The sequence below is a fragment of the Paenibacillus pinihumi DSM 23905 = JCM 16419 genome (assembly GCF_000422505.1).
GTDB classification, from domain to species: Bacteria; Bacillota; Bacilli; order Paenibacillales; family Paenibacillaceae; genus Paenibacillus_D; species Paenibacillus_D pinihumi.
In genome coordinates this window covers 1-23632 of sequence record NZ_KE383868.1, presented here as the reverse complement: position 1 = coordinate 23632, position 23632 = coordinate 1, and the positions used below count along the sequence as shown (strand labels likewise).

Annotated in this window: 18 protein-coding genes; 1 reads left to right on the top strand and 17 read right to left on the bottom strand. The window is 47.8% G+C overall.

All coding sequences use genetic code 11. From position 1 onward, the window contains the following. Window positions 1-16 precede the first annotated feature (16 nt). The 11 genes from H583_RS0127715 to H583_RS0127665 form a co-directional block, all read right to left on the bottom strand. A complete protein-coding gene (locus tag H583_RS0127715) occupies window positions 17-1663 on the bottom strand; it encodes a type 2 periplasmic-binding domain-containing protein (protein WP_028563329.1) in 1647 nt (548 codons plus the stop codon). A 51-nt stretch (window positions 1664-1714) separates the two neighbouring features. Continuing rightward, on the bottom strand, window positions 1715-2647 hold the full coding sequence (locus H583_RS0127710) for a carbohydrate ABC transporter permease (RefSeq protein WP_051237142.1): 933 nt from the start codon (window positions 2645-2647) through the stop codon (window positions 1715-1717). Beyond that, the gene (locus H583_RS0127705) at window positions 2647-3555 is read right to left on the bottom strand and encodes an ABC transporter permease (protein WP_028563327.1); all 909 of its coding nucleotides are present in this window, start codon (window positions 3553-3555) and stop codon (window positions 2647-2649) included. The genes H583_RS0127710 and H583_RS0127705 overlap by 1 nt, the downstream gene beginning before the upstream one ends. A gap of 172 nt (window positions 3556-3727) precedes the next feature. Beyond that, a complete protein-coding gene (locus H583_RS0127700) occupies window positions 3728-5164 on the bottom strand; it encodes a response regulator transcription factor (protein WP_028563326.1) in 1437 nt (478 codons plus the stop codon). After that, window positions 5157-6950, bottom strand: coding sequence for a sensor histidine kinase (locus H583_RS0127695; protein ID WP_028563325.1), 1794 nt, complete (start codon window positions 6948-6950; stop codon window positions 5157-5159). Before H583_RS0127695 ends, H583_RS0127700 begins: the two co-directional genes overlap by 8 nt. 205 nt (window positions 6951-7155) lie before the next feature. Continuing rightward, window positions 7156-7992 carry a carbohydrate ABC transporter permease gene (locus tag H583_RS0127690; protein WP_036711329.1) on the bottom strand — a complete coding sequence of 279 codons (837 nt, stop codon included), beginning with the start codon at window positions 7990-7992 and terminating at the stop codon, window positions 7156-7158. Between the two features lie 29 nt (window positions 7993-8021). Next, window positions 8022-8903, bottom strand: coding sequence for a carbohydrate ABC transporter permease (locus H583_RS0127685; RefSeq protein WP_028563323.1), 882 nt, complete (start codon window positions 8901-8903; stop codon window positions 8022-8024). A 35-nt stretch (window positions 8904-8938) separates the two neighbouring features. Then, the gene (locus H583_RS0127680; protein ID WP_028563322.1) at window positions 8939-10255 is read right to left on the bottom strand and encodes an ABC transporter substrate-binding protein; all 1317 of its coding nucleotides are present in this window, start codon (window positions 10253-10255) and stop codon (window positions 8939-8941) included. Between the two features lie 267 nt (window positions 10256-10522). Continuing rightward, entirely contained in the window at window positions 10523-12118 is a 1596-nt protein-coding gene (locus H583_RS0127675; protein ID WP_028563321.1) for a response regulator, read from the bottom strand. Then, window positions 12111-13919 carry a sensor histidine kinase gene (locus H583_RS0127670; RefSeq protein ID WP_028563320.1) on the bottom strand — a complete coding sequence of 603 codons (1809 nt, stop codon included), beginning with the start codon at window positions 13917-13919 and terminating at the stop codon, window positions 12111-12113. The genes H583_RS0127675 and H583_RS0127670 overlap by 8 nt, the downstream gene beginning before the upstream one ends. Window positions 13920-14266: 347 nt before the next feature. After that, window positions 14267-14689 (bottom strand): VOC family protein, encoded by a 423-nt coding sequence (locus H583_RS0127665; protein ID WP_028563319.1) that lies wholly within the window; start codon window positions 14687-14689, stop codon window positions 14267-14269. A gap of 941 nt (window positions 14690-15630) precedes the next feature. Here H583_RS0127665 and H583_RS35735 point away from each other — a divergent pair. Next, window positions 15631-17193: a glycosyl hydrolase family 18 protein gene (locus H583_RS35735; RefSeq protein ID WP_051237140.1), complete on the top strand. Its 1563-nt coding sequence runs from the start codon at window positions 15631-15633 to the stop codon at window positions 17191-17193. Window positions 17194-17276: 83 nt separating this feature from the next. Here the strand turns inward: H583_RS35735 and H583_RS0127655 are convergent, their stop codons facing one another. The 6 genes from H583_RS0127655 to H583_RS0127630 all read right to left on the bottom strand — a co-directional run bounded on the left by H583_RS0127655 (window position 17277) and on the right by H583_RS0127630 (window position 22973). Further along, entirely contained in the window at window positions 17277-18410 is a 1134-nt protein-coding gene (locus H583_RS0127655; protein WP_028563318.1) for an FtsW/RodA/SpoVE family cell cycle protein, read from the bottom strand. 49 nt (window positions 18411-18459) lie between these two features. Next, a complete protein-coding gene (ftsW, locus tag H583_RS0127650; protein ID WP_028563317.1) occupies window positions 18460-19563 on the bottom strand; it encodes a putative lipid II flippase FtsW in 1104 nt (367 codons plus the stop codon). 15 nt (window positions 19564-19578) lie between these two features. After that, window positions 19579-20124: an FG-GAP repeat domain-containing protein gene (locus H583_RS0127645; RefSeq protein WP_028563316.1), complete on the bottom strand. Its 546-nt coding sequence runs from the start codon at window positions 20122-20124 to the stop codon at window positions 19579-19581. Window positions 20125-20212: 88 nt separating this feature from the next. Next, window positions 20213-21595: a sensor histidine kinase gene (locus H583_RS0127640; protein ID WP_028563315.1), complete on the bottom strand. Its 1383-nt coding sequence runs from the start codon at window positions 21593-21595 to the stop codon at window positions 20213-20215. Further along, the gene (locus tag H583_RS0127635; RefSeq protein ID WP_028563314.1) at window positions 21592-22305 is read right to left on the bottom strand and encodes a response regulator transcription factor; all 714 of its coding nucleotides are present in this window, start codon (window positions 22303-22305) and stop codon (window positions 21592-21594) included. Before H583_RS0127635 ends, H583_RS0127640 begins: the two co-directional genes overlap by 4 nt. A 428-nt stretch (window positions 22306-22733) precedes the next feature. Next, window positions 22734-22973, bottom strand: a complete 240-nt coding sequence (locus H583_RS0127630) for a hypothetical protein (protein WP_028563313.1) — start codon at window positions 22971-22973, stop codon at window positions 22734-22736. Window positions 22974-23632 lie beyond the last annotated feature (659 nt).

The window sequence follows — 23632 nt, the reverse complement described above, 5'->3', positions numbered from 1 at the left end:
CTTGTTCAGCTGAACATTACTTATTTCTTTTTACCATTTCTGCAGTGACTTCCGCAATGGCTTGTTGCAAACCTTTGCTGTCATACACTTTAAGAATGTCATGCCACATTTTCACCGGATCTTCTTTGCTCAGAATAACACGTGTGAAATCATCGTCAAAGTTAATAGCTGACAGTTTGTCTTTTGCTGGTGTGGACAAGGTTTGAATATCAAATTCAGTCGGGATTGGCTTGGCGTTGTCCAACTGCCATTTGATCTCATCCTGAACGAATTGTACCGGCTTGTCTCCGAATGCAGCGCGGTTCGCCTCATTGTCCTCGATACCGCTCGCATCTCTCCATGCTGCCATTTGAGAGATGATATCCATGGAAGGATATTTTTTCTTCAGGTCAATAAATTGGCCGTTTTCATCTTTTTCACGAATGATTGTGTATTTGTCGCCTTCTTTAGTGAAGTCTTTGCCTTCAATTCCGTAATCGAACACTTCTTTGCCCTCTGGGGACAACAGCCAGTCATAGATGCGCAAAATGCGGTCCAGCTTCTTGTCGTCCACATCAGCGTTAATCATCGTCTCAGACCACCATGGTCTGTTAACTTGGCGGTAGATGTTTCCTTCGCTGTCAGGCCACAAGTGTACGATTTTTACATGATCGAAAAAGTCCAGTCCCGGATTGTTCTTCTCCCATTCCGTTCTAACACCGTTGGATTGAAGCACAGAACCGGATTTAAATGCGAATGCGCCAGCTTTGCTCTGATAGAATTTCTGGTTGCCCTCACCTGCTTTTGCTACCGCAAAGTCAGGATCAAGTCCGCCTTCCTGGTACAGCTTGCGGGCTTGAACGACAACCTCGTCCATTTTCTTGGAAGCATAGAATGGAATCCACTTGCCGTCTTCCTTCAGCCAGCCGTTGTTGCCGAATTCAGGGAAGGTAGGGACAAATGCGGATTTGAAATAACCCAGCGTGTTCATAACCATACCGTAAGTGTCCTTCTTGCCGTTGCCGTCCGGATCTTTTTCCACAAACGCTTTCAGCATTGCGTTGAACTCGTCAAAGTTTTTAGGATCTTCAATGCCGAGCTTTTCCATCCAGTCTTTGCGAACAAAGAACGCACGGTCTACAGCCCATACCGCTTCAATTTCGCTCAGCGGGAACGTCATACGCGGAATTGCGTAGTATTTGCCGTCACGGTTAATTCCTTCTACACCTTTTACTTCCATAACCGTCTTCAGGTTCGGATAAGCGCTCAGATCGTCCGGCAGCGCATGAATCAGGTCCTGGTTCACCCATTCATTGTAAGTCGCAGGCTGATCACTCGTCAGCGCATTAGTAATGATATCCGGCAGTGTGCCTGCTGCAGCCCATACCTGGGATTTCTCTTTATAATTGTCCCAGCCGATGTCCATCGGCTTCAAAGTTACGTTAAAGTCCTTTTCGATTTTTTGCAGCAAATCATCGCGCTGGGCGAAGCCAGTGCCGATGCCCCACCATGAAACCGAAATTTCCATATGGTCTTTGAAGGGATTATCGCTTGCAGAGCCATTAGTCGCATCGCCTGGAGATGAGCTTCCGTTCTGTCCAGCATTGCTGCTGCAGCCGGAAAGCACAGATGCGGTCATAGCGACGAGCAAGCAAAGCGTACCAAGCAGTTTTACTTTTTTCATCGTGTCTTTTCCCCTTTTAGTCTTTTTTATAATAAAAGCATAACGCTTCTATTAACCTTTAACCGAACCAATCATGACACCTTTGGCAAAATATTTTTGCAGAAACGGATACAGGCAGGCAATTGGCAGTGCACTCACGACCAGAACCGCCATCTTCAGCATTTCCGGATGGAAACCGGCGCCTGTAACGACAGAGCTGATATCGATGCCTGTAGACAACTGTGCATAGTTCGTCAGAAGCTCTCTGAGCAGTGCCTGCAGCGGGAGAAGCTTGACATCGGTCATAAACAGGACACCGTGCCACCATTCGTTCCAGCGGTCTACCGCATAGAACAAAGTGATCGTTGCAAGCATCGGTTTGGACACGGGAATAATAATTTTCGCCAGGATCTGCAACTCATTCGCACCGTCAATTGTAGCCGATTCCTCCAGTGCTGCCGGAATGGAGCGCAGGAAGGCGATACAGATCATCAGGAAGAAAGTATTAATTGCAACGGGCAGAACCATGACGAACAGGTTGTTGACCAGGCCGTAGTTTTTCATCGTCAGGTAAAATGGAATCAGTCCGCCGCTGAAAAACATCGTGAAGATAATCATTGACATAAAAAACTTTCGGCCCGGATAGCCGCTCTTGGACAAGGCGTAAGCCCCAGTCACTGTAACAAACATATTAATCAGTGTTCCCACAACGGTAACAAATATCGTCACCAGCAATGCATTAAGGAACCGGGATTCTTGAAAAATATAGGTGTAAGCCGAAAAATCAAAGGTTGTCGGAATCAGATACACCACCTGTTTGGAGATGGCTACCGAGTCACTGAAGGACATCAGAATTACATTGTAAAACGGGAAGATTGTACATAGCGTAAGCAGAATGAGAATGGCATGGATAATATAATCTGCTACCCCTGTTTTCCCCCGCCAGACCGGCTTTGGTTTTGGCATCTTTTTCTTCTTTTTTGTAGTTTCTGCTGCTGCTTCCATTATACGAGCCCCTCCCCGCCAAGTCGTTTCACGATGTAGTTCGCAGCGTAGAGCAGTGCAAAGTTCAGAACCGCTTTGAACAATCCGATAGCTGTCGTTACCCCGAAGCTTGCACCATCACTAAAGGCTGTCCGGTAAACGTACGTATCAATGATATCCCCTGTCTTGTAAACACCAGGATTATAAAGGTTAAATACTTGATCAAATCCGCCGTTCATTGCCTGACCGACTGCCAGAATCAGTAGGATCGCCGCTGTACCGCGAATGGAAGGCCAGGTAACCGCCATCAATTGCTGGAACCGGTTGGCCCCGTCCACGTGTGCCGCTTCGTAGAGCTCCGGATTGATGCCTGCAATCGCTGCCATATAAATGATTGCGCTCCAGCCGACTTCCTTCCACATATTTGAGATAAAGAGCAGCGGCCTGAACAATTCAGGATTCGTCAAAATCGCCTGCTTGTCAAATCCGAATGCAACCAGCAGCTGGTTCAGCACGCCGGAGTCGCCCAGGAAATTGAGCAAAATTCCGCTGATAATAACCCAGGAGATAAAGTGCGGGAACGTATAAACGGTTTGATATACGCGCTTGAATTTTTCCCTTGTTACTTCGTTAATCAGCAAAGCCAATATAATCGCCGCCGGGAATTCGATCAGAATCCGACCCAGGCTGATAATGATTGTATTGTTGAATGCCTGCCAAAAATCGGCTTGTGCAATGAGCTGTGCGAAGTTATCGAACCCTGCCCATGGACTCCCCAAAATTCCGGCTTTAATTTTGTACTCCTTGAACGCCAGTAAAATTCCGTACATCGGAACGTACTGGAACAATACAAAATAGAGTACGGTAGGAAGCAACAGAAGATAGACATATCTGTTTTTAATAATGCTTCGCCCTAGTGTTTTGTTCATGTTGTGCCTCCTCGTAAGCGTTACCATATTTCATTATCCATTATGTCCCGCTTCGGCCCAAACGTCCATGCGCTCATTTTATCCGTTTCGACAAAATATATAAAAAAGAAAACGATTTCTAGAAGTCCCCTTCTAAAAATCGTCTATGCTTTATATAAAATTAATCCATTGTTTATTCCGGATGTAAGCGCTCACTGCGAAATTGTGTAGGTGTTTTGCCCGTAATCTTCTTAAATAGGCGCGTAAAATAAAAATAGTCATTATAGCCGGCTTTCTCGGCAATCTCCTGAATGGAACCTTCACCCTTCTCCAGCTGGTCGCATGCATATTCCACACGAAGCCGCGACAAGTAAGCGGTCAGCGTCTCCCCGACTTCTTTTTTGAACAATTGGCTGATATAGCTGGGATTCATAAAAAATTGGTCCGACAAATTTTGCAAAGATATTTCCTGACGGTAGTTCTGCGTGACATATTGAAGGATGGCCTTGAACGTCTGGTTTTTTGTTTCTATGGCTGGCAAGTCGCTCTCCCCAAGATATCGATAAGCCAGCTGTTGAATATCATCCAGCATGGCGAACACATCCGGGTAGGACTGGGCCATCTGGTCATAACTGAAAAAGATCGTCTCCGCCTGTCCCAGCTTGAACAGCAGTGCCGAAGTCATATTGTAGACCTGGAATGCATCACGGATTGACAGCGCCCCATCCCTAAACAGCATCTCAATCCGTCCAAAAACATTAGCAAGTGCCTGCCGGTCCTTGTCACGAATCGCCTCGCTCATCTCTGACATGCGCAGATTCAGTTCCGGCTTCCGGAACTGCTTGAGCATCGCCGCATCATATATGCCGGGCCTGGAAGTAATGAAGGATTGGTTCGCCAGCTCATCCGCCATCGCAATCGCGCTCTTGACGGATGCCATCTCCGTTATGGCCTCACTGATGCCGATACCGGAAATACCCGCTGGCAGCCCACCGGTCCATTCCTCCCTCATGCTATCAATCTGTTTGCCGCTCAGCAAGTACGCTGTCTTGAGCGTCCCGATGCGCAGCTTGGCAACCGGTTCCTTGCTCTCACATAGCAGTGTACCGGAACCGACTGCAACGACAGCTGCCAGCCGCTCTGACTCCCAGTCCTGATAGCCATACAATTTCATTTCCGCCTGCAATCTCTCCTGCTGGTCTGCGCCCGAATCTTCGAGCAGATGAACCAGCAGCGATTCGAGTGCAGGTCTTGATGGTCCCAGCGTGGCGCTTATTTTCTTCAGGACGCCCGAAATCTCCACTTCATCGAACGGCTTCAGGCAGTAAGCGACAGCTCCATGAGCAAGCGCCTTCTGTGCATAAGCAAACTCTGCATAGCCGCTTACAACGACAAACTGGACCGGGAAAGGCAAAAGCTTGCCCCGCTGGATCAGCTCAAGCCCATTCATTCCCGGCATACGAATATCCGTAAACACAACTTCCGGCCTCAGTTCCCTGATCGCCTCCAGCGCATCACTGCCATTATAAGCCTGTCCGGCCACTTCAAATCCGAATCTGTCCCATTCAATCAAATCCTTCAAGCTCTCGACAACCCAGCTCTCATCATCTACAATCAGCACCTTATACATCCGGCTCTCTCCTCTCTGCTATTGTCAGCCTCACCACAGTGCCGTTATCCGGGCTGCTCTCTATCTGGAGACCGCTGCCGCTGCCGTATATTAATTGAATCCGGTTATGGACATTGGCAAGCCCGATACTAATATGTTCCGCATCCTGACTCTGCTCCCCTGAAGGAAGCGCAAGCGATGACTTGATGCATTGCAGACTGTCCAAACTCATTCCAACGCCGTCATCCTCTACAATAATCTCCAGCTTATCCGAATTTGCAACCTCAGCTCGAACGACCAGCAGCCCCTTATTCTCTGAAGGCTCCAGTCCATGATAAATTGCGTTCTCTACAAGCGGCTGCAAAATCATTTTCGGAATTCTAAAATTAAGCGCTTCCTCCGGCAGCTCATAACGGACAGAGAAACGGTCAGCGAAGCGAATCTGCTGAATCTGTATATAGGACTCGATCATTCTCACTTCCTCCGCCAATCTGACGGTATCCGCCCCCTTGATGCTATATCGGAATATACTGGACAGGGCACGGGTCATTGTCTTGATTTTGGTCTGTTTCTCTACAACTGCAATCCCTGTAATCGCCTCCAACGTATTATACAGAAAATGCGGATTGATCTGGCTTCTGAGGAAAGCGAGCTCCGCCTTCTTCTTCTCCAGCTCGATACCATACAAGCGTGTATTCGCCTCCAGCAGACGTTGGGAAAGCTGCTCCGCCTCATCAAGCAGGCTGTTGAATTCTGCCGCCATAATGCTGATCTCCATGTAGCCATGCAATGAAAGCCTTTTCCTCATCGTCAGCAGATCGCCCTTTTTGGCTGTTGTCATGAAGAAAATCATTTTTTTGAGCGGCCGCAAAATGTTGTTCATAATGAACGTAAACGGAATCGCAAGCAGCAGCAAACATAATCCGAGTACGAGCAGCTCCTTCTTTCGGATATCAAGCAAATCCCGCAGCAGCTCATCCTTGGGAGCCATGCTCAGAATCGTACCGCCCACTTCAGGCAGCTCCTGCTTTTGGACGACATATTGCTTGTCATTCCAGCGAATCAAATTGTCACCGCTATCATTTCCACTTAAGATTGGAGCTGAAAGCCTGCTTCCTGTTTCAGCATGAACATTGCTCGTAATAATCCGGTCATCTTTGTCGAGTACATAGATCTGCGTACCGGTCTGGGCCGGCGCGAGCGTATCCTTCTGATCACCGACCAGCGAACGCGGATCGATAATGAAAAACAGGGCCCCGATATTCTGATTGAATAATTCACCTTGCTTCTTGTACGAAATGGTCGTCGCAAAAATCAGGGCATTCGGCGAACCATACAGATTATCCATACGCTCCATGCCAACGTAATAACCGTTAACCTTCTCCTTGAGCAGTTCCTTCTTCGCAGATACATACGGGTTGCCGCCATTAAGATCAATCCATGAGCCGTTATTCCCGGAGATGACAATATCCAGAATCCCGTCCTTGAGCTCTTTCTGGCTGGACAACAGCAGGTTAAGCTTCTTGAACTTCTCGAATCGTACCAGGCTGTCCTGCTCAACCAGATAACTCTGCACATCCTCGTTGTATGAGATGCTCTGCATAAGCCGGTAAATAACGTCCTTGTTAGAGCTTACATTTTTCTCGATCTCCGGCACCGTCTGCTTGACGTACTCCTCATGGCTGCGGGTAATCATGCTGGACATCATGGAGTACGAATGCAAAATGACGATTAAAATCGCCACAACCGTCGTTACCGCAAGAATCAGAAGCTGTGAACGAATGGACAGCTTTCTCAAGAAACCCATCTTCGGTTCATCCTATTCCATTATAGATTCGTTATCCATGGTCTATTATTGTGTGTACCGCACGTTCATGTCAAGGGCGGCATATCCGTATAAGCTGAAATGAATCATGCAGCAGGATCTCAATTGCGCAAATCCCATGACGAAAAGGCCTTGAAACGAATTGCTGCCTGCAATTTCGTTTCAAGGCCTTGTTTCGTGTATGAAATTACCCTTTTACAGCCGAACCTACTGTTAGCGCACGCTCTACCTGCTCACTAAAGAATAGGAATACGACTACCATCGGTATGCTCGCCATCGTCATGACTGCGCCCATGCCGCCCCAATCTGTGCTGTACTCTCCTTGGAAGAATAGCAGTCCTAGCGGAAGTGTCTTCATCGCCTCATCTGAAATGAGAATGTAAGCAAGCAGGAACTCATTCCACGCACCGAGGAATTGGAAGATCGCAATCGTAGCAATTGCAGGCTTCACAATGGGCACGATAATCTGGAAGAAAGTCCGGTAAATACTGGCCCCGTCCATACAAGCCGATTCTTCCAGCTCAATCGGAATACTGACCATAAATCCGTAAAAAACAAGTGATGAGAACGGCAAGCCGAATGCGATATACGGAATGATCAAGGCTCCGTACGTATTCACCAGGTTAAAGTCCTTTACGAGTATCGCAAGCGGGATCATAATAACCTGGAGCGGGATGAACATGCCGATCAAAATATAGACTCTCGCCGCACTGCGCAGCTTCCATTGCATTCTCGCGATGGTATATGCAAACATGACAGCCAGGAACAGAATGCCGATCGTGCTTACGGTTGATACCACGACACTGTTAAGGAAGTAATTCGGAATACTGAACTGTGACCAGGCATTGATATAATTTTCATAGCGAAAATTAAGCGGCAGCCCGAAAGGGTTCGTAACAAAAATCTCGTCGTTATTTTTAAGTGAGTAGGAAACCATCCAAAATAGCGGATATACGGAAACCAGAAAGTAAATCCATAGTACCCCTTGCATCAGGATGGAACCCGATTTCTGTCTTAATAGCATAGGATGTCCATCGCCTCCTTCTCCCGATCCTAGTGGGTTACTTTTTCCTGTCTGAATACCCGGTTAATAATGGCGGTTACCAAGAGGCTAATCGCTACAAGTACTACAGCTACTGCACATGCGTAGCCGTACTCAAATTCACCGAATGCATAACGGTAGATCATAAAGGTTAACGTATAATTCGTCGTCCCCGGTCCTCCGTTAGTCATAATCAGCATCTGAACGAAAGCACTGATCCCTGAAGTAACCGCGATAATGAGACAAAACTTATAGGTTTCTACCATCATTGGAATCGTAATTCTACGGTGTGCACCCCATTTGGTGCAGCCGTCGATTGTAGCAGCTTCCATGTATTGTTCCGGAATTGACTTGACACCCGCATACAGAAGACTAAATTGATAACCCATATATTGCCAGGCGTTAACAAAGGCGATCGCAATAATGGATACTGTGGGCGAGCTGAGCCAGTTTTGCTGGTATGGAATACCAAGTACCTGGAACAGCTTGTTAATAAGACCGTTCGTCGGATCGTAAATCGCAATCCACAATTGGCAGACAACGGTAACCGACAGTACAACCGGAATAAAGTAGCCCGTCTTCAGCACCTTCCTGCCCCGCAGACGGGGATCGGCGATGACCAATGCCATAATGGTTCCCAGTCCAAGCTGAAAGACAACCAGCACCAGAGCAAACAATGCGCCGTTCTTAAGCGAGGTCATCAGCAGCGGATCATTGAACAGCCTGATATAGTTGTCCAGTCCGTTGAAGGTTCCCTCTCCTAGCCCGTCCCAGTCAAAGAAGCTTCGGTACATGCTTTGCAACACCGGATAGATGACGATCAGCGTGTACAACAGGAGAGCCGGGAGGGCGAACAGCATGATCGCCCATTTGTTGCGGTAATACTTTCTCATTGTGGCTCATTCCAATCTATTGAAGATATTGTCGTTTATTTATTGACTTCTTTCATAACACGCTCCATATTATCAACGAAATTTTTATCCGTGAATCCTTTGACAATGAGGTTTTGCGTGTTGTCCTCGAATGCGGAATTGATTTTGATCTCTTCCGTCATTTTCATAAAGCTTTTGATATTCGGCAGTGTCTCGTCGATCAGACGCTGCATCATTTTCGGCGGCGTTACAGCAACCGGCTTATCGATTTTAACAGCTACAATCGGATTGCCAAGCTGTGTATACTTGTACTCGGCATATTTGCGGGCCAGGAATGCGGCAACCTCAATTGCAGTTTCCTTGTTTTTGCTTGTCGGAGATACGGAGAAGCCTCCTGGCTGTCCCATACCGTTCATATTGAACTTGGTTGCTTCATAAGTCGCTTCATCTTTAGCCGGCCAGTACATCCAGTCTACATCGTCGCCAAGATTTTTATCGGAGCTGTAGATTTCCCACTGACCATTGAGGAACATTGCAGCCTTGCCCGTGTAGAACAGGGACGAAGCCTGATCATAGTTGGTATTGGTCGCATTGGCATCGAACAGTCCGGCATCTTTCAGATCATTGAACTGCTGTGCTGCAAGCTTGAACGCTTCCGGAAGCTCCGTCGCTTTATCCAGGACGCTGTAGCCGTTTGGCTCTTCTCTTGTCAAAAGCCCTTTGTAGAACGCATTGCCGATCCATTTTTCCTTGGAGAAGATGGAGAGCGGAAGGATGCCTTTCGCCTTGAATTTCTGGATCGCGTCCTTCCACTCGTCATAGGTTTTGATCGGAGCTTTTACGCCTGCTTCTTCAAACAGCTTTTTGTTGTAGTACAAGATTTGGAACTCGATACCCGCGAACGGATAAGAGTAAATATGTCCGTCCGGAGCAATCATGTTCGTTTCGTTGCCCGGATTCAGATCATTCTTGAAAGCAGCAGTTGGTGCAGCATTGTCGAGCATCTCAATGTTTTTGGATTGGGCAAATGCCTTGATCGTTCTATAGTCTGTCGGGAAGATATCCGGCAGGTTGCCAGAGGCCGCATAGGTTCTCAGCTTCTGTCCGTCATCCTGCATGGATGGCTCAAGATCCAGCTCCACGTTCGGCATCTCTTTCTTCAATTCTTCAACAGCGTAATCGTACGGTTTCTTCGTATCGTCATCAAAGTAAGCCGCATAGATTTTCAGCTTGATTTTATCGTTCTGTCCGGCAGGTGTATCCCCGTCCTTGGTCGTGCTTCCTGTATTCCCTGCACTGCCGCATGCAGCAAGTGAAGTGGAGAGAAGCAATACAGTAGCCAGCATAAGCGCTTTAAATCCTTTTCCTTTCAATCTGATCCCCTTCTTTCCTCTTAATGATCCCAAGCGCGACCCGTTTTTTTGTAAACGGTATCATTCGCTGTTTTCTTATTATAAATTCAACCCGGCAACTAGAAAATGTAGGAATCAGGACGAATAAGGACAAAACGGGACAACTTTAACCGCTGTCCCGTTTTGTCCTTTTAGCCTAATTCTGCTTTTTCCTGCTGCGCCTTACTTCATGCCGATATTCTGCCGCGAATATAAATAGACAAAAAACGACAACATCCGCTTAGACTTTTAGACTTGGCGTTTCTTGTTTTCATATTCAGTAGGCGTCATGCCAAAGTGCTTTTTGAAGCATTTGCTGAAATAGTTCGCATCACTGTAGCCCACCTGCTCAGCGATCACTGACAGCTTAAGCTCGCTTCCGCCTATGAGCTCTTTCGCTTTTTGCATGCGTATATAGAATACATAATCGGAGACAGATTTCTCTCCTTCTTTTTTGAATATTTTGCGCAAATAACTGGCATCAATAAAGAAGTGTCCGGCAATACGGTCAACGGACAAGTCCGGGTCCGCATATTGATCGTGAATATATTGTGTAGCTGCCGTGTACAAAATAGACGCTTTCGACAAGCGGCTGCCTGCACTTGGCTCCATGACGCGCTGGAACAGCGAAACAATCCATTCCCGGCATTGCTCAAGTGTCGTCATTCTTCTAAGCTCCTGATAGGGCGAGAAATCCGGGCCAAAGGTTTCGCTGATCACCTGTCCCGATTCAATTGCATACGACAAGCCCAGAGATACCAGCCCCATCAGCCCGGTCCATGCATGATCGACGGTCGTCCGGGTTTTGCCCAAATAAGCAAAAGCCATATCCAGACGCTCCTCGACAGCCTTCCAGTCCTTCATCCGCAAACTGTAAATCAGCTTTTCCTGCAGCTCCATGGAGAAAAACTCAAAAGAATTCATATTGATGCTCAGCTTGTCATGCCAGATGACATTGCCCTGCCCGGCTGTCAGCTTGTTGTGGATGGCATTGAGCGCGTCACGGTAGGACAGGCTCAGCTCCATAAAATCCTCCGATGCCCGGCCGAATCCGGTCGTAATCGTAAACCTGAAATGCCGTTCCACCAGTTGGCCCAGCCGCTCGAAGGCTTCACCGTTGAATGCTCTGCCGTCTTCATGGTCTTCAAAAGCCATGATTGAGACGGCTCTGCCTTCGGCATCATGAAACAGCACATGTTCTCCACGGATTTCCACCAGTTCCCGGAGCATATTATCTACCGTATGATTCCATAACACCACCTCGGCCGGTTCACTTGCTCCACACCGCAAATGATCGATTTCCGTAACTGCCAGCAAGTAGTATCTGGGCGGGACCGGAATGCGGAAGTGCACCATCGCAGCTTCGATATCTTCGCGCTTCATGCTGATATTTTCGCTAATCAACTTGAGCAGAAAACTCTCCCGCATCAGTGCGAACTGGTCTTGTGTATCCTCCTTCTTGTCGCGTGACGCCTGGAGGAAACTTTTCACCTTGCCCAGCGTCATTGTAAACTCCTCTTCGTTGAACGGCTTGAGCAAATAATCCTTAACCCCGATCCGGATCGCCCTGCGGGCATACTCAAACTCGCTATGTCCGGTCACAAGCACAATGGATATGTCCGGGTATCGTTCCTTCAACCGTTCCGTCAGTTCCAGCCCGTCCATATAGGGCATATTAATATCAACCAGGGCGATATCCGGGCGATTCGCCTCGGCCTTCTCCAGTGCCTCGACACCATTTCTCGCATCGCAACAAATGGTCATGCCAAGCGCCTGCCAATTGAATTTTGTCCTCAAATATTCACGGAACAGCGGTTCATCATCAACAATCATTACATTAATCAATCCAATTCCCCCTGTTCCCGTCCAATGGTATCCGAATTTTAATCTCGGTCCCCTGATTCTCTTTGCTGTCAATCGAGATCCCGTAGTCATTCCCGAAATACAGACGGATGCGCTGATGAACACTGAACATGCCGAACGAGGCCGGCTTGTCAGTCCGTGCGCCGCCATTCCAAATCTCATCAAGCCGGCTTTGGGACAGTCCTATCCCGTCATCCTTCACCAGAATAATGGCCGTATTGCCTTCCCTGTAGCCGCCGATCCAGATATTCCCCTTGCTGCCCTTCAGCTTGAGACCGTGGTAAATCGCATTCTCCACCAGTGGTTGAACGGACAGCTTCGGTATAACCGCCCGCTGAATATCCTTTGGCAAATCAATATGAAAATCAAACACATCCGGGTAACGGGCATGCTGGATAATCAAATAATCGCGGGCGTTCTTGATTTCCTCTGTTACTGTGATCATTTCCCTGCCTGCACTGAGGGCAACACGGTAGAAATCCGCCAGTGATTTGGTCGTGTCGCGGGCTTCACGGCTGCGGTCCATATCGTTAAGCATATAGATCAGATCCAGTGTATTGTAAAGAAAATGCGGCTTGATCTGGGCATGGATCAGCGCCAGCTCATATTCCTTTTTTTGACGCTGCTCATTCTCCACCTGCTCCAGCAGCTCTTTCATCCGGACAATCATAGAGTTGAAGACGGCGGACAGCACTCCGATCTCGTCCGAGGTGCGGATTTTGGCCGATTCATCCATCTCGACTTCCTTAACCAGACGCATCGCTTTGGCCAGCTTCTGCAGCGGGCCGACAATAAGCCGCGAGAGAATGCCTGCTCCAAGCAGCGCGAACAGCAGACAGATCAGGCCAACGATAATGGTCATCCGGTTATTTTTACGAATATCCGAAGTGATCATCTTCTGCGGCACAATATGAACAAGCTTCCATCCCATCTTGTCATAGGCAACACTCGTTATGAGATTCGCGCCCGACTCCGAATGGACAATTTCCGACAAAGACTCATTCGACAAAATAAGCGAGCGCAGACTCTCATCCTCCATCGGCTGAAGCAGTTGTGATTTGTCCGGCGAGGAGACAATTGTACCCTGCCTGTCCATAATCAGATAGTAGCCGTTCGTGCTGGAGGTCATATTATCATAAACGTCAGCAATGGAGCTTTCTTTAATATTGACAACCAGAACTCCGATTGTCCCTCCGTCCTCCAGATCAATAATTTGCTTGCCGATCGAGATGACCGGATCGAGCGGGTCCGTCACCAAATAGTCCCGTAGCTCCATCGGGAACCAGTTATTGGTTCCATAGCCGGGAAGATTGTTCAGTCTCTTAATAAAAGGTGCCCATGCTTCCTCGGTATCCCGCTCCCGCATGGGAAAATAGGACGTATATACGCGTTCCTCGGAATCAATGAACGCTGCCGAATCCACATCAGAGAAATTCATCAGATCAATGCTGAACTGGGTTTGGATTTGAATGCGGAGCAAATTTTCCTCATACGGATTTTTGGGCTTGGGAAATGTGGCATATATATGATTGAAATCCTCCATCATAATGTTGGCGCCACTCTCAGAATTGCGGATCATCGAGTCGATACGGGTCAAAATCAGATTGGATTCGTCCAGTACATTCTGTTCCGTTCGTTTAATCAGGGAATTGGTGAACATATGGTTGGAGAAAATCCCCACCACAAGCAGCGGAATGATAATAAGCGGAATATAGACCACAATAATTTTGTTCCGGATATGCAGTCGTCGAAAAAGCAGTGTAAGCAGCGGCCATAGTTTCATAATCTGTCTTCCTCTCTTCGCTGTGACATCATGCAAACCAACCGCTGTGTTGATGACGCTTTCACTTGCGCTTTTAGCCGCTAATGGATCACTCTATTGTATGGAGATATCAAGCCGCCAAATTTACAACGAGGAAGTTCCCCAGCGGCTTTACTATTATTTTTCGGATTGTCAAGCACTTATTTTTAGTATTTTCTTGTTTTCTTTGCATCTTATAAGGAAGCCCTGAGAATGTCAAGGCATTTTTGCAAGGTCAAAGCGGACCGGATCAGGGGTTTACGGGGAGCAAAAACAGCCTTGGGCCACCAGGCTCAAGGCTGTAAATTTTAAAATGAACAGGGTACTATTTATTTGGCTTGGGATTCATGGCTGAACTGCCATTGCACGCCAAACTTGTCCGTCAGCATGCCGTAGCATTTGCTCCAGAACGTTTCCTGAAGGTCCATCTTAACCTCTGCGCCATCCTGAAGTCGGGCAAAAGCGGAGCGCAGTGCCTCTTCATCATCAAGCACAACCGCCAGACTGATATTGTTGCCGGGCACGAAAGGCATGCCGGGAAACGTATCGGAAAACATGACGTTGCTGCCAAATACATTGAGGCGCGTATGCATAATCAAATTCTTCGCTTCTTCCGGAAGCGGGTACTCCGGGTTGGGAGGCGAATCCCCAAACGTCATAAACTCCGGCGCTTCTGTTCCAAAAACCTGTGCGTAAAATTCTACAGCTTCGCGACAATTTCCACTGAAATTCAAGTAAACGTCAACCGCCATCGTCAAGCTCCTTTACCCGTGTTGGATTGGCTTTGCCAGCCGATATTACTATACTATATTATTCTCTTCCAATCAATTGCCGCTTCCGGAAAGTCAGGCTTTTCCCAACTTCCAAATGTTGGACCATCAAAGCGGAATCCATCCTTTTTCACCTTCAAATTTCATAGTGAATGACCGGTCACTTATTGTCGAAAATTGCTGCAATCTGCGGTGAAATTCATTTTATGGAATTGCAAGATAAATTTTGCTATTGACAATTCTTTGAAATCTGTATTATCCTTAATTTTACAAAGACAGACAATAGCTGCACATTATCAAACTGTCGCCCCATCCTTCCCTCATTCACTTCTGAGACTTAACTGAACCTGTGAAGGGTATCGAAATCTTCCTTTGCAACGCCCCCAAATATCACTGTACCCGCCTATTTCTGCTAATTATTGCACTCTAAATGATCCTATCTCTTAATCATCATTTCATTCTCCACACTTCACCCGTTTGACTCTATTTGTCTTGTTCGCTTAATGACAGCATTTATGAAAATTAATAGAAAACGACGCTAATAGATTGTGATCTATATCACTGCTTTTCGATATTCACGATTCCTATTCTATTCCATTGAACGGAAAGGGTGAGAAGCGATGCGAATCAGCGATTATCGGCGGCCAAAAACTTTCAGTCCAAAAAAGCAAACGCTTACATTTTGTCCTTTAGACCTCTCTGTCAGTTCTTTTCTTCCCGATAAAGCTAGCAACTTTATAAATGGCCTTACTGTAGACGCCATGCTTTGGGGGCGTGACCCTCCTGGTTAAAAAATGATGAATACGCTATTGCCAACCAATCTGTCAAGTTTTTCCGGACATCTTCTCATCAAAGAATTCACAAAAGGAAAGGAAATCTGCCAACCACGAAAACCGAAATCCAATTGTAAAGGAGAATCTATAATGACTGTAAAACGCGCTGGCCTTGCCCCTTCCATGGGGAAATCGCTTCTGCTTCTGCTGCTATCCTTCACTCTGATTGCCTCGACACTTGGCATTGTGGCTCCGGCCGAAAAAGCCCATGGTGCTCCACTGCCGAAAAAGATTATCGCCTATGTAGCCGGTTGGGCCAACTGGACTCCAAATGATCTGAATGTTGAGCGGCTGTCCCATATTAATTACTCCTTTGCCCTGATCTCCAACGGCAGAGCGACCATTACGAATTCGGACCGCACCAAGCTGCAAATGATGGTCGGCCTGAAATCCAGAAATCCGGATTTGAAAGTATCCCTCTCTGTCGGCGGCTGGGGAGCAAACGGCTTCTCTGATGCGGCATTGACGAACGCTTCCCGTACGACGTTCGCAGACAGCCTTGTTCAATTGGTTACCCAGAACAACCTCGACGGTGTCGATGTTGATTGGGAATATCCGACCAATCCGGCAGGCGGCACAGTAGCCCGTCCACAGGATAAGCAAAACTTTACACTGCTCCTGTCCAAGATTCGGGAAAGACTGAATGCCCAAAGCCAAATCGATGGCAAAAGCTACTTGCTGACGATTGCAACCGGAGCAAGCAGCAGCTACCTGAACAGTGTAGAAATTAACAATATTACACCTATTCTTGACTGGATCAACATTATGACCTACGATTTCCACGGTGGCTGGGAATCCTCCACAGGCCATCACACCAATCTGTCAGGACGCGATATCAGCGTTACGTCCGCAGTAAACCTGTTCCGCAATGCAGGTGTGCCCGCAAGCAAAATTGTCATCGGCGGCGCATTCTACGGCCGGGGCTGGTATGGGGTCCAAAACAGCAACAACGGTCTGGACCGTCCTGCCAATAGCGGTGGCTTCGAGGTTGATTATAATACGATTAACAACCAATATCTGAACAAAAACGGCTTTGTCCGTTATTGGGACAGCAGCGCACAGGCGCCTTATCTGTTCAACGGCAATACTTTCATTACGTATGATGATCCGCAATCCTTGAGACTCAAAGTGCAATATGTGAAAAACAATGACCTTGGCGGCATCATGTTCTGGGAGTACAGCAATGACAGAACAGGCACTTTGCTGCAGGCCGTTCACTCTGAGGTTGTGGGCGGAACGACGAATCCAAACCCAACGGGCTACTCCTACCTGGTAGCACAGGCCAATCAGAAGATCGTCGCTGCGGACAACTACGGCAATGATCCGCTTGTTGCCAACCGGGATACAGCAGGAGACTGGGAGCTGTTCGAGCTGATCACCAATTCCGATGGAACCGTGTCTCTCAAGTCCAAAATCAATAACCTTTATGTGTCAGCAGATATTAATAACGGCGGCATATTAGTTGCCAGGGCTGCAACGATTCAGCAATGGGAGAAATTCAACCGGGTGAACCAGAGTGACGGCACAATCGCACTCCAGGCACTGGCCAACAACCAGTATGTCACCTGCGAGGTCAATAACGGAGGAAGACTTATTGCCAACCGCGCTTCTGTAGGCGGAGCATGGGAAGCGTTCCGGATTCAAAATACGTAAAAATTGCAAGAGCGCCAGGGCTGACAATGATTGCAGCCTTGACGCTCTTTTTATATGGCCATCCCAAATTTTCTCCTGCTGCCTCAACTGCTTTTCCTCAGCGCTGCTTCATCGTCATGAATCTGCACACTTAGAACCAGACCGACTGAAACCATGCTGATCAAAAGTGAGCTTCCTCCATAGCTGATAAAGGGCAACGAAATGCCAGTCAGCGGAAGCAGGCCGATATGCATACCAATATTAACGAAAATCTGGAACACAAACATGCTGACAATACCTACAATTAAATAAGCCCCTGAACGGCTTTTGCACTGGGACACGATCAGCACCATCCGGTAAAACAGCAGAAAAAAAAGCAGCAGCAGCACAGCGGAACCTAAAAACCCGAATCTCTCTCCGATAATGACATAGATGGAGTCTGAATAGACGTACGGGATGTAGCCTTTTGCCGTGAAGTGCACATCGCTCCCGTACAAACCTCCGCTGCCGATAGCGCTAATGGAGTTCATGACATGCCAGGACTTGTCCGGATCGCTCGTCGGATCAAGGAATGTCTGAATCCGGGATAGCTGATGCGGCTGCACGAATTTGGACAGCAGCTCATAATTGGAATAGTATAGCCACAAGACCGACCAAATAAGCACAGTAGACAATCCGACCAGCAATATCATGAAGATAGCCCGGATATTCCCGATCCAGAGCATCCCAAGAATAATGCCGACGAATACCAGTGCAGTGCCGAGATCCGGCTGTTTATAAATAAAGAAGAACGGGACCAGAAACACAATTGTGACCGGCACAATATCCTGAATCAGCCTTAATCGTTCTCCCCCGCGTTTACTAAGAAGATGGGCAATTAACAAAATGGTGAACAGCTTGGCGAGCTCAGAAGGCTGAAATTGGAACGGACCGATGCTGAGCCAGCGAACGGAACCATTCAAACTCTCCCCCGTCAATCGGACAAGGATAAGCAGAAGTATGCCGATCGCATACAAAATATAGGAAAGCTTTCCGATCAGCAGCCGGTAATCAAATGAAGCCACCAACAGCATCAGAACGGTAAATGCCCCGAGGAGCACCAGATTGTTCATATAAAGACCATCCAGTCTGCTTCCGGTCGTCGCCAGGTAAACCGCCACAGTTCCGATCAAGACGAGACATACAGTAAAAAACAATATAAAGCGGTCAAGCTGCCTGAACTTGCGAATTAGAATCATGAAATAACCTCAACTTATTACATTTGTAATCCTTGTATGCATAAATTGCCTACGCCCTCCGTCGTACCTCCCGGGAGACACTGAGCAAAATGCCGGTGCATGTCATATTCAAAAGCAGCGAGGAACCGCCGTAGCTGATAAATGGCAGCGGCACACCCGTAATCGGCAGGCTGCCTGTCACAGCGCCAATATTTAATAGAAACTGAATCATGATCATGGCTACAATTCCGATCGCTGTCATCATGCCGAAGACATCACTGCTTCTGACCGCAATCCATAATCCTCTCCAGATATACAGCAGGAATACGGCAAACAGCAGCATTGAACCGATGAAACCAAGTTCCTCCCCGACCACAGCATAAATAAAATCCGTGTGTGCTTCGGGCAAGTAAAACCGTTTTTGCACGCTTTTTCCAATGCCTGTACCTGTTATTCCTCCATGACCTAATGCGTAAAGTGATTGGATTAGCTGGTAGCCTGTATCATAGGGACTGGCGAACGGGTTCAGGAAAGCATTCATTCTTTCGAGGCGGTAGCTTTTGCTGACGGACAAATAAACGAATACTGGAACGAGCGCCAATGCAATAACTGCCAGGTGAATTATACGCGCTCCCCCGGTAAGAATCATCACAGAGGAAATAAATAACAGAATGAGCACGGTTCCAAAATCCGGCTGCCGCAAGACCAGCAGGAGAATCAGGCCGACCACGATTAAAATCGGCAGCAGGCCGTGCTGCAAGTTTCTGAGCTTGTCCCCTTTTTTGCTGATGAGCGCAGCCAGATAGATAATCATTGTAAACTTGGCAAGTTCTGAAGGCTGAAAATTGAAGCCCCCTACTACAAACCATCGCTTTCCTCCATTGATTTCCGTACCGGCTATGAGCACCAGAGCAAGGAGCAATAAGGAAAACAGCAGCAATAGCGGCGCGGCCTTTTGCCAGAATGAATACCGGATTCCCATACATAGCAGCATGAGAATGAGTCCCAATGATGCAAACAAAGCCTGTCGGGATACAAAATGCCAGGAGCTTGTATGCTTGGCAATTGCGATCGGCGAACTGGCACTAAATACCATGACGAGGCCAAATCCGACCAGCAAAACGGCAGACAGCAGCAGGAGAAAGTCGGGGCGGCCTCTTTTATTCTCTTTCAATTCATAAACGACCCCCTATGTGCCGTTTTCATCGGGATGACCGGTCTTCTCTCCTTTGGATTTCAGCTTTAATGTGCCTTCACTCCAGCCATATATATCAAGTCCTGTTCCGGCGTCCCCAAGTGACCATCCCAGCACAACCTCAGGAGCACCGTCACGGTTCACATCGGCAATTTCGGTATAGCTCAGGCCATAGCCGACCCCTTTTGTATCCCATACGATCCGCCACTCTTCATTATTCTTTTTGAGCAGCGCCGCCTTCAGAATACGCTGGTTCCGGGCGCCCTCCTCATAGACGATCAACGCCTCATCCATACCGTCCCCGTCTACATCCCCGAAGGAAACATCCTGGCCCGCCTTGCCCTTGGCTTGCTTCAGCAGCCTTGCGCCATCCGGCAGCAGACCCTGTACCTCTTCCGCAAATGAGCTGCCAGGCAGCTTGTCCTCCGCAGATGGGGGCTTGATCAGATCAGACGGAGCTGCCGGGACACTGCACCCGCCAATTTGGAATATGAATGCTGCGGCTAAGCCGTATACAATCAGCTTGCTGAATCCGTTCATAAGGCTTCCTCTCTTGTCCCGGTTCTGCTTTATCATTTTACCGTGTAGTTCATGCAAAGTGGTTATGAAAAGGTTAAAATTCACCCGGTTATACAGGAAGATGCACCTCAACCTTCGTTCCCGTCCCGCATCGGCTTTCAATTTGCATCCGTCCGCCATGAAGCTCAACAATGTGGTTGGATATGGGCAGGCCGAGACCACTCCCCGGCATCGCATTGCTTCCCTTGTAAAATCTCTGGAATACATGGGCAAGATCCTGCTCCGGAATCCCTGATCCTGTATCTTCCACGGAGAGTATGATTTCCGATCCGGCAGCACAAGCGCGAACCAGAATCGTGCCTTGCGGGCTGGTAAATTTGAACGAATTGTCCAGCAGATTTATCAACACCTGCTTGAGCCGGTTGGGATCGGCTTTGACGACAGGAAGCCCGCTCTCTATCTGTACTTCCAGTTTAATCCGGAGTCTCTCCGCCCGTGGTGCGAGCTGCTTGCCAAGCTGCTCCAGCCAGTCCCCAACCTGAAGCCGAACAGGCGCCAATATAATTTGTCCTTCATTAAACTTGGAGAAGTCGAGCAGATCATCGACAAGGCGCGTTAACCGGTCCGTTTCCGCCTCAATAATATGCAGCCCTTCCTCAAGCATCTGCTTGTCCTCTCCCCGGTCATCCTGCAGCGTGACCGCCCAGCCTTTGACAGAGGTTAGCGGTGTTCGAAGCTCATGTGACACAGACGAAATAAAATCATTTTTCAGCTCTTCATTGCGCATAATTGTGCCCGCCATCGTATTCAAAGTATCTGTGAGTGTCCCGAGTTCATCCCGGTACCGTTTTTCAGCCCTGACGGTAAAATCACCTTCGGCCATCCGCTCCGCAGCACGTTTCAGCTCCTTGACAGGGCCGGTTATCGTGCGCGATAAGAAGATGCTCAGTACGGTTACAATTGCTACCACGATAAGGCCTGCCGTCAGGAGAATAATCATAATTTGCCTGACCGTCCGCTCCGTCTCCGTCAAGGATGTCACATATCTCACAATGCCGACTGCTGCGCCTTCACTTAACAGAGGAACCGATACGGCCATTACCTGTTCTTGCGCAGTCGGGTCTTGTCCTCTCCAGATGCCAGTATCTCCCCCGCCCGCTTCCTGCACGTCCGGGTAATTCGACATCAAAGCTCCCGGCTGGAAATCAATTGAATCCTGCAGCAGCTCGCCGTTCTTTCCAATAATCTGCACCTGTGCCGTAGACTGATGGGAGAATCCGCTTAACAACCGTTCGGATTGCTGCTCCAGATCGTCAGCCGAGAAGTACGTCTGGAAGATCGATGCCGACAGCTCCGCCTGATTGAGCAAAATCCGCTCTACATTATGAAAATAGTAATACCGGACTGTAATAATGAGAAACATTTCCAATATTGCGACCGTCACAAGAATTACGGCAAAATAACTGCCCGCCAATCTTTTTTGAATACTCAACCGTTCTTCCTCCAGCGGTACCCGACACCCCATACCGTCTCAATTCTTTGCGGCTTCGAGCCGTCCTCTTCAATTTTTTCTCTCAGCTTGCGGACATGCACGTCCACCGTCTTCGTATCTCCGACAAAGTCCTCGCCCCATACGAGATTCAACAGTTCATTGCGCGACAGTGCCTTGCCCGGATGGCTGAGAAACTCCTTGAGCATCAGATATTCCTTGGGTGTCAGTTCAAGCGGATCATTGTTGTTAAAGGCCTGATTCGACTCCAAATTAACCGTGATCGGGCCGGATGCCAGTACATTCTGATCAACCGGTCTGCCGGAAGCTTGTGTACGGCGCAGCACCGTCCGGATGCGGGCTACAAGCTCCAGCGGGTTGAAGGGCTTGACGATATAATCATCCGCACCCAGCTCCAGCCCGCGAATTTTGTCCAAATCCTGTCCCCTTGCGGTCAGGAAAATAATTACAATATGAGGATCAATCTCTCTTAGCTGACGGCAAAAGTCAAATCCGTTCATATCCGGGAGCATAATGTCCAGCACGATAGCATCCATATGATGCCCGCATTGATCGAGAGCCCGCAGCCCGCTCTCCCCGGTTGCCGTTTCTGTCACCTCAAACCCGTTTTTCTTTAAATTTATAGCTACAAAACGTCTTATATTGTCATCATCTTCAACGATCAGCACCTGATTGCGCAGCAAGGCGGTCATTGTTTCCCCTCTTTTCCTTTTCAAGATCTGTATGGCCTGCCATTTGGAGCGTTTTAACATTCAGTTAGAGCAGGGCTGCAAGATAAAGGGGTCTTCCGATTGCTGTGAAAGACAACCACTTCGTTTCTCCAGAACCCTTTATCTCTCCGCCTATCCTCATAAGAAGCAATTAAAATTGTTAAATGCCTTTACTGTATAGTAAAGCTTTTGGAAGGTGAGTTCAAATATTGGGGATCATGTATGAAATCGATGACAGCAGTATTTCGAATACGATTCGAATACTTGAGGAATGAAAGTTTAATCGTACAAAAGGAGAAGAAATAAACCCGCGAAACATTGAGAAATCAAAGATTCGCGGGTTTTCAGTTTTCAATTAATAAGGCAAAGACCTCAAGGAAGTATTAGATAGCAAGTTAAGTTAGACCTTCTCACCCAAGTACTTGGAATCCATTTTCATGAAAGCATAATTCGATGGACGCGCCAGGTTCAAGCTCCAATCGCGGTAGTGCGTTAACATGGTCTTGACCAAGCGGCCGCTTCGTATCCCGGGAAGCCTCGGAAAGGACGGCTACCGATGCGGTAAATGCGGTATCATTCCATATCCGCAAGATCATCTCAACTCCATTTGTTCTTTTAATCAGCTCTGCCCCTATATGATCCATAGCCATAAAAAATACTGCACATACAAACCTGGCACCTCAATAATGGTCAGCATCAGCGCAGTTTCTCTCCAGCAAGAGCCATTGAAGACGCCGCCTACCTTGTCTGCTCCCTCCAGGAGCTTAAATTGACTCTCTCATTGACAAATCCGGCAGGCAATATCACGGAGAAGCTCCATAAGCAGCAAATCTCCGGCGGACCCCACCTTAAGATCAATATTGATCTTCTGTGAGGATGATCCCGCCTTTTTGACCTCGTCCGCCAAAGCACACTCTGGCTATCCGACTTTCATTTCGCATAAAGCAGGACACGTTTAGCCCTTAACGTTGTATATCTATTTTTGGCTTTGTATTAGGGTTGACACCCATGTTCCAGCCCTTTAAAGTATAAATTAGTAGAATCACTCTAAATTGGAATATCAAACAATTAGATTGAGTTAAGATTGAATATTTCTGGTGCGAATGTGAAGCTCCCATGAAATCCCCGGGTCCTTCGCACCTCGAAACTTGTCGAAAACACATGAAAATCATAGATAAGTAAAAAAGTCAATGATTTTTACTTTGTTGAATGTATTGTTTTTTGAAGATTTGCTTGGAATTAAGCCGCTTAAGGGGCTGATTCCACTCATTTTCGCTGTCGCACTCTACGTGAGTGCGTGGATTGAAAC

Coding starts and splice junctions, on each gene's coding strand:
- H583_RS0127715 (WP_028563329.1), bottom strand. CDS start 1,663: ATGAAAAAAGTAAAACTGCTTGGTACGCTTTGCTTGCTCGTCGCTATG.
- H583_RS0127710 (WP_051237142.1), bottom strand. CDS start 2,647: ATGGAAGCAGCAGCAGAAACTACAAAAAAGAAGAAAAAGATGCCAAAA.
- H583_RS0127705 (WP_028563327.1), bottom strand. CDS start 3,555: ATGAACAAAACACTAGGGCGAAGCATTATTAAAAACAGATATGTCTAT.
- H583_RS0127700 (WP_028563326.1), bottom strand. CDS start 5,164: ATGTATAAGGTGCTGATTGTAGATGATGAGAGCTGGGTTGTCGAGAGC.
- H583_RS0127695 (WP_028563325.1), bottom strand. CDS start 6,950: ATGGGTTTCTTGAGAAAGCTGTCCATTCGTTCACAGCTTCTGATTCTT.
- H583_RS0127690 (WP_036711329.1), bottom strand. CDS start 7,992: ATGCTATTAAGACAGAAATCGGGTTCCATCCTGATGCAAGGGGTACTA.
- H583_RS0127685 (WP_028563323.1), bottom strand. CDS start 8,903: ATGAGAAAGTATTACCGCAACAAATGGGCGATCATGCTGTTCGCCCTC.
- H583_RS0127670 (WP_028563320.1), bottom strand. CDS start 13,919: ATGAAACTATGGCCGCTGCTTACACTGCTTTTTCGACGACTGCATATC.
- H583_RS0127665 (WP_028563319.1), bottom strand. CDS start 14,689: ATGGCGGTTGACGTTTACTTGAATTTCAGTGGAAATTGTCGCGAAGCT.
- H583_RS35735 (WP_051237140.1), top strand. CDS start 15,631: ATGACTGTAAAACGCGCTGGCCTTGCCCCTTCCATGGGGAAATCGCTT.
- H583_RS0127655 (WP_028563318.1), bottom strand. CDS start 18,410: ATGATTCTAATTCGCAAGTTCAGGCAGCTTGACCGCTTTATATTGTTT.
- H583_RS0127645 (WP_028563316.1), bottom strand. CDS start 20,124: ATGAACGGATTCAGCAAGCTGATTGTATACGGCTTAGCCGCAGCATTC.
- H583_RS0127635 (WP_028563314.1), bottom strand. CDS start 22,305: ATGACCGCCTTGCTGCGCAATCAGGTGCTGATCGTTGAAGATGATGAC.
- H583_RS0127630 (WP_028563313.1), bottom strand. CDS start 22,973: ATGGCTATGGATCATATAGGGGCAGAGCTGATTAAAAGAACAAATGGA.